The sequence below is a fragment of the Paraburkholderia aspalathi genome, assembly GCF_900116445.1.
In the GTDB taxonomy this organism is placed as follows: Bacteria; Pseudomonadota; Gammaproteobacteria; order Burkholderiales; family Burkholderiaceae; genus Paraburkholderia; species Paraburkholderia aspalathi.
On the sequence record NZ_FPBH01000004.1, the window covers coordinates 269,516 to 281,418 of the forward strand.

At 57.7% G+C, this 11,903-nt stretch carries 10 protein-coding genes and 1 pseudogene; all 11 read right to left on the reverse strand.

What is annotated here, in order from left to right:
• Positions 1-50 precede the first annotated feature (50 nt).
• Positions 51-329: pseudogene (locus BM438_RS08635) on the reverse strand (alcohol dehydrogenase catalytic domain-containing protein); the annotation flags it as partial.
• Positions 330-383: 54 nt separating this feature from the next.
• Complete coding sequence (locus BM438_RS08640; protein WP_093633859.1) at positions 384-1,613, reverse strand: M24 family metallopeptidase; 1,230 nt, start codon at positions 1,611-1,613, stop codon at positions 384-386.
• Positions 1,614-1,729: 116 nt separating this feature from the next.
• A complete protein-coding gene (locus tag BM438_RS08645) occupies positions 1,730-2,860 on the reverse strand; it encodes an FAD-binding oxidoreductase (protein WP_093633860.1) in 1,131 nt (376 codons plus the stop codon).
• Between the two features lie 17 nt (positions 2,861-2,877).
• A complete protein-coding gene (locus BM438_RS08650) occupies positions 2,878-4,134 on the reverse strand; it encodes an aromatic ring-hydroxylating oxygenase subunit alpha (RefSeq protein ID WP_093633861.1) in 1,257 nt (418 codons plus the stop codon).
• Positions 4,135-4,304: 170 nt separating this feature from the next.
• Complete coding sequence (locus BM438_RS08655) at positions 4,305-5,234, reverse strand: LysR substrate-binding domain-containing protein (RefSeq protein ID WP_093633862.1); 930 nt, start codon at positions 5,232-5,234, stop codon at positions 4,305-4,307.
• 35 nt (positions 5,235-5,269) lie between these two features.
• Complete coding sequence (locus BM438_RS08660; RefSeq protein WP_244179297.1) at positions 5,270-5,674, reverse strand: cupin domain-containing protein; 405 nt, start codon at positions 5,672-5,674, stop codon at positions 5,270-5,272.
• A 124-nt stretch (positions 5,675-5,798) separates the two neighbouring features.
• On the reverse strand, positions 5,799-6,830 hold the full coding sequence (locus tag BM438_RS08665) for a GlxA family transcriptional regulator (RefSeq protein ID WP_093633863.1): 1,032 nt from the start codon (positions 6,828-6,830) through the stop codon (positions 5,799-5,801).
• Positions 6,831-6,921: 91 nt separating this feature from the next.
• Positions 6,922-7,923 (reverse strand): LysR substrate-binding domain-containing protein, encoded by a 1,002-nt coding sequence (locus BM438_RS08670; protein ID WP_093633864.1) that lies wholly within the window; start codon positions 7,921-7,923, stop codon positions 6,922-6,924.
• A 296-nt stretch (positions 7,924-8,219) separates the two neighbouring features.
• Positions 8,220-8,957: a pyrroline-5-carboxylate reductase gene (locus BM438_RS08675; RefSeq protein ID WP_244179298.1), complete on the reverse strand. Its 738-nt coding sequence runs from the start codon at positions 8,955-8,957 to the stop codon at positions 8,220-8,222.
• A 103-nt stretch (positions 8,958-9,060) separates the two neighbouring features.
• On the reverse strand, positions 9,061-10,554 hold the full coding sequence (locus BM438_RS08680; protein WP_093633865.1) for an aldehyde dehydrogenase: 1,494 nt from the start codon (positions 10,552-10,554) through the stop codon (positions 9,061-9,063).
• 17 nt (positions 10,555-10,571) lie between these two features.
• Positions 10,572-11,903, reverse strand: coding sequence for an NAD(P)/FAD-dependent oxidoreductase (locus tag BM438_RS08685; protein ID WP_093633866.1), 1,332 nt, complete (start codon positions 11,901-11,903; stop codon positions 10,572-10,574).

Sequence of the window (11,903 nt, forward strand, 5' to 3'; positions counted from 1 at the left end):
AACGACGAGCCTCATGCTTCGTGTCGCACCATAGGCGGAAGACTACCTTAAAATTTAAGCGTTACCTCGTGTCCGGTTTTCGACGGGGCCGTTCCACCTACCTCGATGATCTCACCGGTAATCTCGTGGCCGAGTACAAGGCCAGCGGGAGCAGTGGTTCGACCACGCACCATATGCTGGTCCGAACCACAGATGTTTGTCGCGACGACTCGCAGAATGACCCCATGATTAGCCCTACGACCAGCCGGGTCTACAAGCTCGGGAAATGCGATGTTCTGAACCTCAACCTTGCCCGCTCCGATATAAACGACTCCACGATTTCCTGACATAGTGTCTCCTATTTATGCTCTGTCAATACTATTCGCGGTCTCAAACCAGGTTGCTCACAACCACTCGGTCTCGAAACCATACGACGTAAGCGGCACGCAGCCGCATTCCGTCAGAACCACCTGCTGCTCGAGTTTCACCCCTTCGGTTCCCCCTTCTGCACCGATGTAACTCTCGACGCAAAGTGTCATACCGGATTCAAACCGACCGTCGTATCCACCACTCTCCCAATCTACGTGGTGCGCGACATTCGGATACTCGTCAACCATGCCAATGCCATGAGCCACGCAGCTATAGCGGTTCTGAACGTAGCGTTCCGGAATCTTCCAGGCCTTTTCAGAAAATTCATGGAAATTCATACCAGGACGAAGCAAATCCATATTGAAATGAATCTGCGCATAAGCTGTTTCATAGAGGCGGCGTTGGTCATCGGACGGACGCGTGTGACCTACAGTCCATGTCCTTGAAATATCAGAACAGTAGCCATTCGGGCCCACCATGTCCGTGTCGAAAGCTAGCAGCTCTCCACGCTGCAGGACCCGCGATGAGCACTCGTGCATCCAGGGATTGGTCCGGTCACCCGATGCTAGCAATCGAGTCTCAATCCACTCTCCACCATGACGAATATTTTCGTAGTGCAGATGCGCCCACAGGTCCTGCTCAGTCATTCCGGGACGAAGCTCACGATGCATGCGTGCAATTCCGCTTTCGCACGCACGGATTGACTCGGTCATAAGGACCAACTCGCCTGGCGACTTGATTGCACGCGCCATTTCCATCATGGCTTGCCCGTCTAGAAGCGTCATTCCTCTTTCTACCAGGAACGCAGTACCCATTGGGTCAAGCCTGTCCACTGCCAATCGCGCTTCGTTTGGCGCGCGCGCTTGCAGGACGTCCAGGATTTCTTCACCCCAGAGCTGCGCGCGTTTTTCGGCGTTGCCGCCAGCACTGAAGAATGACCAGCTCACTGCGCTGCGCAACTCCAGGTCCAGACGTAAGCCGTCCCACACATGTTTGCAACTGTGAAACTCCCATCCGATTACGCGGCCGTCAGCGAATACCATTACATACCGGGAGGGGTTTCGCCCCGTCCAGATTTGCATATTCGACGTGTCCGTTGCATAGCGAATGTTAACGGGGTCGTACAGCAGGATGGCCGAACAGTTGTTCTTCTTCAGTTCCTCTTGCACGCGTGACAGTCGATAGGCGCGCACATCTAAAAGTGTTTGCTCTGTCCGCATGGAACGGACGACATCAGTCGTATCAATCACATCGCTGCTGAGCATGTACTCCCTCCAGGGAAACAGTCCGTTTAGATTTTTAGTAATGCACGGGACGATCTCATCGTGACAGAACGAGCTAGAGGCCACGTGTTACCACGTGGCAAGCCTAGCAGGCGGTTTCAAAGTTCAAGGACCAGGTCCGATGTGGGTCGGCTGCAGCAAAGCAGACGGAAACCCTTCTGAACTTCACGTTCACGAATGCCGCCGTTGTGTTTCATGTCAACCGAACCTTCAAGGACCTTCGTCTTGCAGGTGCCGCACATACCCTGGCTGCACGACGATGGGATTGCGACACCGTTCTTTCTGGCCGCAACCAGTACGGTCTCTGACGCGTTTATCGTGAAGGACTTCGAGGAACGAGAAAGTTTGATGGTAAAAGTCTCCTGCGCCGCTTCGCTTTTGGCCACGGCGGGTTCTGGAGCAACACCGGCGGAGATGTCGAAACTCTCCTGGTGATATCGAGCCGGGTCGTGACCGCCTTCACGCAGCAGTTTTCTGACTGCGCTCATGTAGGGGGCCGGGCCGCAGGTGAACACCTCGCGTTCTGCATAATCCGGAAGCCATTTAGAGAGCAACTCGAGGCTCAGACGCCCGGTGGCGCCCGCCCAATCTTGCTCTTCGCCAACACCTTCGCAGACGAAGAAAAGGCGCAGACGCGGCGACAGCTTCGCGAGCCGTTGCAATTCCTCACGGAAGACGATGTCGGCGGGCGTCCTTGCACTGTGCACGAACGCGACATCTCGGTCGAGCCCCAGGTCGATGCCCGCTCGTGTCATCGACATCAAGGGCGTCACGCCAGAGCCGGCCGACAGGTACAGCGACTTCGCTGCGGGCGCGGCCGTCGGCGTGAAAGTGCCCGCCGGACCATATGCTTCAAGCCGGCTTCCTGGGTGCATGTTTCCATGCAACCAGTTCGACATCGTCCCGCCGGGAACCCGTTTGACGGTGATGGAGAGCAGATAGGGCCGCGTTGGAGCAGAGGATATCGTGTAGCAGCGCTCGACCGATTGCCCTTGCACGTCCGCCGATACGGTCATGAACTGGCCCGGCTCGAAACGCACGGGCAATCCGTCGCTCGTGCGAAATTCAAAGCTTTTGACGTCGTGCGTTTCGTCGACGACACGACAACACGTCAGCGTCTGCTGGACGCTACTCGGCCAGAGCCCGCCACCACTCTCCCACGTGTCGGCATTAGACAGCCTGTCGGTGGTCTCGGGTACAGGCTCAAAAATTCTTTCAACAGAGTTCATGACTGTGGTGGTCCTGCTTAGAGGCCGTGTGCGCTCAATCGTGCTGCGTACCAGCGGGAGAACTGGTCAACGTAGGTTTCCGTGAACGGCGAGAACATACCCGGTGAGTACGCCGGGTCCTGCGTGCCCTCGTGCGTGATTTCGACAAGGTGCTTGTCCTGGTTGTTTGTGGCAACCCACACCTCTGTCAAATCGGAAATGTTGTAGTCAATGCCTTCAACTGCATCGGCATGAACGAGCCACTTAGACCGCACCAGCGTCTTGTCGGGCGCGAGAGGAATAATGTAGCTAATCACCGCATGGTCGCTCATGACGTGTGTCCATGAGTTGTGCGTCCACAGGTGCGTATCACCCAGGTCGCGCCGCTGAAGACTTCCGAATAGCCTCGTGCTGGCGACCTTGGTGCTGATGGTCTGCGATTCACCGTTACCGGCGATGACGAGCTGCTGCGTTCTAAACTGGGTGACCGCACCCTCGTCCAGCCACTCGACATTGGCGCTGGCAAATCCGTCTTGCTCCCAGCTTGCCTGACATGCTGCGTTGCGCGTCTTGTACTCTTCCAGCGCGCGAAGCGATTCTTCGCTGAGATTCTCAGGACAGAAGCCGAAGTCTTCCGGCAAGAACGATGCCGTCAGTTCCGGATGAGTGGCCTGGCAGTGGTAGCACTCGCGATTGTTTTCCATCACCAGCTTCCAGTTGCCGTTTTCGATGATTTCCTGCTCGAAGGCAATCTTGGTATTTTTCAGGTCGTACGGCGCAAAACGCGGAGCCATCGTTTCTTCCAGCTTTGCGATGTCCTCCGGCGGGTTCTCACCGAGGCATACGAAAATGTGCGTTCCGACAATCCTGGTATGCGCTGGAATCAGGCTACGGCAGGTCGGGTCGAAGTCCTTCCCCATATGGGTGGCGTGGCGCAGGCTTCCATCGAGGTCGTACGTCCACTGATGATAAGGACATACCAGCATGCCGACCGTTGACTTCCCAGCCTCTTTCAGACGTGCGCCACGATGGCGACAGACGTTCCGGTAGGTTCGAATATTCTCGTCATCGTCGCGCACGATGATGATCGAGGCCTTGCCGATATCAACGGTCGACACATCGCCAGGCTCGGGTACATCCGCCGTGACGCCGACCAGAATCCAGTGCTTGTGGAAAAAGACCTCGACGTCCGTTTCGAAAACGTCCTGGCGACCAAAGAGCTCGCCGGGCATGCCATGACCGGGCTGGCGGCTTCGGATTAACTCACCATGGGTCCTGCATTGCACTTCAGACATCGTCTTCTCCAACGTTCAGGTAGGTCGGGACTCCGATTGTTCCCGCTATGACTTGAGTATTGGATTGACGAAAAAGAGCGTCAATGCGCTTTATTTTCGGTCTGGCATTACTTTAAATTATGCGTGAACCAGACCCGGTTCCGCCGGGCCCCGGTAGGCTTCGCAGTGCTTCAATTCTCGATGGAATCCTGCCGCAGCCAGTCGATAAGACCGTCAATTGCAGGGGTAATTGTGCGCCCGTGCGGGACCACGACGTAATACGAATCGCTCACCTTGAACGAGGCGACCTGCAGCCTGACGAGTTCGCCAGCCTCGATAAGGTCGTGGACCAACCTTCCCCAACCAAGCGCGATGCCCTGGCCGTAGCGTGCGGCCTCGATTGCGTCCGTATACAGGCTGCAGCGCAGCGCAAAGTTCAATCGCACTGGCCTGAAACCCAAAGCGTGAAACCACTCTTCCCATCCCATCCAGCCTTCCGAGGTGGAATCCGACTCGATGAGCACGGCGTTAGCGATATCCTGCAGCGATTCTGGCGCACGCCGCAATTCCGCCCACTTTGGCGAGCAGACAGGAAAGACCTCCTCGTCAAAAAGCAGGGTCGCCGTGCCGTCTCCCCATCGTCCGTTTCCGAACCGCACGGCGACATCAATCTCCTTGGGACGGAGGTCTGCAGTGAACATCTGCGTGGACAGGCGAAGCTGAAGATTCGGTTGAGCCTTCTTGAGGGTCGCCAGCCGGGGCAGGAGGCGAAAATGTGAGAATGCAGACGTTGCCGCAAGCACCAGTTCCTGCTGGACTGGGCCGCTGGCTAACCGGTCGAACACGCCGGCAATTTTCTGCATCGACTCCGCCACGACAAGATACAGAGCCTCACCTTCCTCAGTGAGTTCGATTGAACGATGCAGGCGGTTGAACAGCCGGGTTCCAAGCGTTTCCTCAAGAAATTTGACCTGCCGACTTACCGCGGCCTGGGTCACCCCTAGCTCATCAGCTGCCAGAGTGAAGCTCCTGTGCCGTGCGACCGCCTCGAACTCGACGAGCGCTGTCACCGAAGGGATAAGCCGCCGGTATCCCTTGGTTCGTGCAGTTGGCGGCTTCATTTCGCTCCTCCAGTCAAAATAGGTCAGCGGTGAGTTCAGACACGCGCGCCTTGTGATTGAGTAATTATCGTCGACGCGCTATGAGCAACGACTAGTGCCGTACAGCCCTCTTTCGAGGAGGTACGATGCCTCGATCCTGCCGGGTAAGATACCGCCTGTCCAGGAAGGAAATCAGTATCATCGTCATCAATGAATACGCCATCAAGAATCAGAATCAGCTCGGTCGAATCGTGCTGGTGCTCGAACGAACGCGCGCCTGGTTGCAGACGCATCCAGTAACTGCTCCAGTCCCCATTCTCATCATTGGCAACTGGAATCCAGAAAAAGCCCGGAAGTACCGTCTCCCCAATCTTCATCGGCCGCCAGTCGCGCTCATCAATTGAATACCAACGACGACCGTCTTTAACCTTCAATCCAAAGAGAGCCATTTCATCGCACATACGCCTGGTCACCATTTTCAGCCGTTTCCGCTGTCTGAACAAAAAAGTAAGCCCCGTTTGCCAATCGGCGCTCGCTGCTTTCGCTTTCGCGGCGCTTGACGCCAATTTGCGAACTGCATGCTCGCTACGTGTTGGCCAATGCCTGTTGACCCTGCGGTCGCGCTATGCGGTACGCATTCGGCGATTCGCCAAACTCCTTTTTGAACTCACGGCCAAGATGGGAGGAGTCCGAGAATCCGCAGGACGAAGCAATATCAGCGACCGAGCGATCGGAGCTCGTTAGCAGCCATGACGCCGTCCGTATCCGAATCTGTCGCCCGTACGCCAGCGGTGATTTCCCCGCCTCGGCAGCAAAAAGGCGCTCAAGCTGCCGCACGGACATCTCGAGACGTCTAGCTAGCTCCGCGAGGCTAAGTGGGTTCCCAATGTGCTGCTCCATCAACAGGATTGCTCGCCGTACCTTGGGGTGTGCCGCGGGTTCAAGTCCCGGTGGGTGGGGCTGCGGGGCATTCCCTTTCTGGGCATCATCCACGAGCATGATGCGCAGCGCCTTCTGTACGACTGTCGCCTCGACATGTCGCAGCAGGATAGCGGCTGCCACATCGATTGAAGCACGTCCACCTGAACACGTGATGCGGCGCCGGTCAATGACAAATAGCCGGTCCGCAACGAGATTGCGTTCGTCGACACCGGGGAAGCGCCCGACAAAGTCCCAGTAGTGGAACCAGCTTACGCACATGCGATATCCGTCCATCACTTCGGCCCGCATCAAGGCAAAAACGCCCGTGCAAATCCCGACCAATGTAGCAGACGTTTCCGCGGCGTCATGAATGAACTCGAGCGTGGCTTTGCTTGCGGACGGCCCCGAATGCAGCAAGCCCCCGACGACCACCACGTAATCGAAGGACCGGGCTTCTTCAAAAGTTGTCCATGGCGTGACCTGGATTCCACAGCTTGCCCTGACAGGAACGAGAGATTCTCCGACGATGGTCCACGAACAGCGAACAGGTCTGCTCATGTCTCCTTCGTCACTTGCCAACCTGAGAAGGTCGACGAAACCGGAAAACGCCGTCAACGTGAAGTTGGGCAATAGCACAATTCCAAAGCGGAGCTGCCGGGACGTTCCGGCGTCGGAATGGATAGGGTCGGGAGACATGGGACCGCCTGCGTTAACGCCTTGCGAATCGGCCAGAACTGTCGTCGTTCGACGGACCTGCTCGCGCTTTCAACACTGATGTCAGCGTAAATTACCTGATAGTTTCCGTTTCGACGCCTTTCCATTCGCGCATCATCACACTAACTTCCTCGCCAAGCCATTCGCGGAACCGTGCATACTCGGGTCGAAGCTTCGCGTTCTTGTGCGTTATCAGATAGTGGTGACGGTCGTGGAATTCGAGCACATCCTGCACCGGTCGAACCAGGCGGCCCTGTTCGACCTGGCGATGGACCAGATGATGCCAGCCGAGCAGGGTGCCTTCACCGGCTTCGGCTTGGGACACGAGGAGTCGATAGTCGTTACTCTCCAGATGATCGTTTTCGACCAGTCTGTCCGAGCCATCACTCTGCTGAAACCAGTTTCGCCACACCGACCAGTCAACGTGCTCGCAAACCTGGGCGCGTCCCAGCAGGGAGAGATTCAGCGTGGCATGCGACAGCAGGTCGAGCGGCTTCAATGACCTGCCATGGAAATGACGCTCGTAAAACGATTGACTGCAGACCGGATAGACAACGTCATGGAAGAGCGGCTCAATGTCGTACTCCGCCTCGCGCGGTGGATTCTTGGTAATGATGACATCAGGCTCCATGAGTTCATCGAGCTCCATGAAATGCTCCGTCACCATCACGTTCAATCGAATATCGGGAAACCGTTTGCGGAACGAGGGCAGCCTGAACGACAGCCATAGCGCCGAGAACGTATGCGAGATGCAAATTGTCAGCGCATGTTTGTCGGTCCGGCGTACCGCCTGGGCCGCTTCAGCGATGTTCATGATCGACAGATAGGACGCGTTGTACAGAATGCGCCCGGCATCGGTCAGCGCGATGTGTCTCCCCGTCCGTTCAAACAGCGCGACGTCCAGCGAATCTTCAAGCTCCTTGATTTGTCGGCTAATTGCCGCCTGGGTGACACATAGCACCTCCGCTGCCTGCGTGAAGCTTTCGTATCGGGCAGCCGTGACGAAGCATTTCAGCGCCCGTAACGACGGCATCTGGGCGAGAAGTCGGTCGGCAACCAACTGTTTCTTTTGCATGGCTTTCACCTGTGAAGCGGACGCGACGCGCCCGGGCGACCTGAAGACAACTCCGGCAACGCTACGCACTGTCCCGTGACATCGCAACGACCGCGTGCGTGAGCCGAAGTGCTCCTGCGCAAAAATAGTGTGCGAGTCTCCGAGGTAACTGGCAAGGGGGAGGCAACCCGAGTCCACAGGCTCGCCCCCGAGCCGAAATAGGCTGTATTCAACTATTATCCGCCCCTAAATATCGCTCTTCACGTGTATTCGCGGCTGCCTGCTATGCGCGCCCCTTGATTCGGCTTAACGCCCCATCAGGTGCGTCTTTGTACTGCCCGTATGCCCCCTTGACGAGAAAGTTCGGTGTGCACCTGTTCGTTGATGCCACCCGGCGTCATGCAATGCTTGACCATTGCCGACAATGGCTCTTTCGTCTGCGCGGCGTCATGGGCAAGACCGATACAGTACCCTGACAGAAAGGCTCGCGCCGCATCATACTCAAGACCTTCCTGCACGAGCCAGGACGCCTGGCTTTCGAGAACAGCATAGAAACTGGCCATCGTCCCGGTCACCGCCGACAGCGCGTCGAACTTGCCCTCGTCATCGACTTCAACCGCCTCGCCCAGAGCCGAGAAGATAGATTTGGCAACACCGTCTGGAGGACAGGTTGCCGTGCTTCCCTTCCCTTCGGCGACTGCCGGCAACGGTATGGCACGAACGACCTTGCTCACTGTGCGGACAAGTCGATGCACTTCATCTATTGAAATCCCCGCGATGAAGCTGATGACATGATGGCGTGAGTCAAAACGAAGCTCGCCCAGGACGTCGGTAGCGATTTGCGGCACGACTGCGAGACAAACAACGTCGGACGTCTCCAGCACTTCCTGATTGTTTGCGCAGACCCGCACCCGCCCATCAAGATCAGCGAGCCCAGTGGCAATTTCTGCGTTGCGGGGCGACAGTGAAAGGTGGTCAAACGTAACGCCAAACCGAAGTAAGCCCGTAACGACTGCCCGCGTGATGGTGCCGGTCCCGATGAATCCAAGTCGCATCTGGTCTCACATGTGGTTGACGCGCGGCAGCGTCAAACGCAGTCGCGCCCAAGGGGTCAACAGCCCGACGTGACAAGTCAGGCACCTGATTGAGCCGCTTGCTTTAATCGAGCTTCAGCCAGGTGGTCTTCAGTTCACAATACTGGTCGTGGGCATAGACCGATTTATCGCGGCCACCGAACCCCGATTGCTTGAAGCCGCCGAACGGCGTCGACAGGTCTCCCTCGCCGAAGCAGTTCACCGTTACAGTACCCGCCCGGATTCGCGCAGCAATCTTGTGAGCGTGATTGACGTTGTCTGACCAAAGCGATGCCGCCAGACCGTAGCACGTGTCGTTGGCAATCCGGACCGCGTCATCGATATCGGCGTACTCGATAAAGCAGACGACAGGGCCAAAGACTTCTTCACGAGCAATGCTCATCTCCGGGGTGACGTTATCGAAGATGGTCGGCTCGACAAACCACCCGCCCGTCTCAGTGCGTGTGGCCTTGCCGCCGCACACCAGGCGCGCCCCCTCGGCCTTCGCTTTCCCGATGTGGGCGAGCACCTTTTCATAATGCTTCTCTTCAATCAAGGAACCCAGTCTAACGTCAGGGTCGAGTGGGTCGCCAGTTTTCCATCCCCCGAGAGCTGCCTGGACCTTTTCGAGCAACTGGGCTTTTGAGCTCGAGGAAACCAGAATACGAGAGCCTGCGCTGCAGTTCTCGCCCATATTCCAGAATGCGGCCGCGACCGCCTGCTCCGCAACAGCGTCCAGATTCGCGACGTCGGGCAGAACCACCTGGGGGTTCTTGCCGCCACATTCCAGCACGACCCGCTTGAGGTTTGTGTCTGCCGAGTAGTGAAGGAATCGCTTGCCGGTTTCCGTGGAACCTGTGAAAGCAACCAGGTCAACGTCGGCGTGGCGGCCCAAGGCCTGCCCGGCGCTTTCCCCGAAGCCGGTAACGACGCTCAAGACACCTGTGGGCACGCCAGCTTCCATTGCCAGGTCGGCGATGCGCAGAGTCGAAAGGGAAGTCTGTTCGGCAGGTTTGACAATGACGCTGTTGCCAACGGAAAGCGCCGGACCGATTTTCCAGGCAAGCATGAGCGCCGGGAAGTTCCAAGGCAGAACTGCGCCCACGACACCAATCGGTTCACGGGTAATCATACTCACCACGCTCGCGCCGGCCGGCGACAGGGCGTCGTACCGCTTGTCGGTGACCTCCGCGTGCCAGCGGATACACGCCGCCGACTCGGGAATGTCCAGTCCCATGCACTCGCTGATTGGCTTGCCCGCCTCACGCGCTTCGAGGAGAGCCAGTTCCTCGGCGTTATCCTCAATCAGTTGCGCCAGCCGCAAAAGTACCGCTTTACGCTGCGCCGGTGCGACCTTCGACCACACGCCGGACTCAAAGGCATTTCTAGCCGCCACGACCGCCCGATCGATGTCTTTCGTATCGCACTTTGCAATATCGGCCAGTGCTTTTCCCGTCGACGGATTGAGGGTACGGAAGGTCTCGTTCGAAGCAGCCGGACATCGTTGCCCGGCGATGAACGCCCTTCCATCGAGCGACAAGGCTTCCGCTTTCTGCTTCCATTCCTGATAAGTCGTCATGTCCTGTCCTCATAAATTTAAAGCTCGGCTCCCGCCGAAAATTCCTTGACCCAGATAGCCGCGGATACTGCAACGTCGGCAATCGGACGGACCAGCAGCGAACGCGGATGCGGCTGATTCAGAAGCTGACGAATGAGGTCATTGGAGTGGCCGAGCGCATACTCTGCGATGAGCTTTCCTGACGCGGACCCTCTGCTCAGACCAAGGCCATTGCACCCGATGGCTTCATAGACGCCATCGTCCCTGCGCCCAAACAATGCGCCATTGTTCGCAGACAGACACAGCGGACCGCCCCACGTGTATTCCAGTCCGACATCTTTCAGCATCGGAAAGCGCCGGTCGAACGACCGTTGATGCATGCGCTTTGCCTTTGCCAGGTCGGCCTGCGAAACTTCCAGGCCTGGTCGGAATGCGAAGTGGTTGCGAACGCAGATTCGGTCCGTAGCCAGGCGACGAACGGTCGAGCCCATCGGATCGGCCGGAATCAGGGCCCACGATCGCGTGCCGCCGAGCCGCTTGACCTCTTCCGGATTCACCACGCGGGTCATGGACGCAAACGTGTACACCGGAAGCAGACCATTCGGATGCCCCCCGAATGTCGCCGCATACGCGTTGGTGCACAGAACGACTTGCCTCGCCACAACCTTGCCGTTGGCAAAGGTCAGGACTTTTGATGGGCCCTGGTCATCTATTCCCCTTACCGCGCTGAGCTCGAAGACCTTCACATTCTCGGGCAGAGTCGCTGCAAGACCGCGCATCAGGGCTGCCGGCTGGGCTGTGCTACACCCCGGCGTAAAAAGCGCGCCCCGGTAGAAGTTCGTGCCTGTGACCTTCGCGATTGCCGCTTCGTCCAGCCATTCGAATGCTTCATTGATACGCGCGAGACCTTCCGCGAAGTGGGCAAGCGCGTTGTGCCCCTTCCTGTTCACCGAAGCGTGAAACTTGCCGTCGTCCCGCCAGTCGCAGTCAATGTTGTACTGCTTCACCGTGGAGCGCACATAGTCGATGCCGTGCCGTTGAAACCGAACGTCTGCCTTATCCGCTTCCACACTTCGCGAGTAGCTTTCGCTGCTTATGTCGTGGGGTAAATCGACGAAGAATCCGGAATTTCGTCCGGCTGTGGTGCGCCCGATACGGTCTGCCTCGACCAGTGCTATCGAGGCATCCGGTGCGAGCTCGGCCAGACGCCGGGCAGCACAAAGCCCTGTAATGCCGCCTCCGACAACGACCCAGTCATATTGGTGTCCAGAAGACACCGAAGCGGCGGGCGATGGCGGTGGCAGGGTTTCCCACCATCCGTTCACACCGTCTGGAGCGGGAAACCGCACGAATTCCAGTTTCGAGGCCAT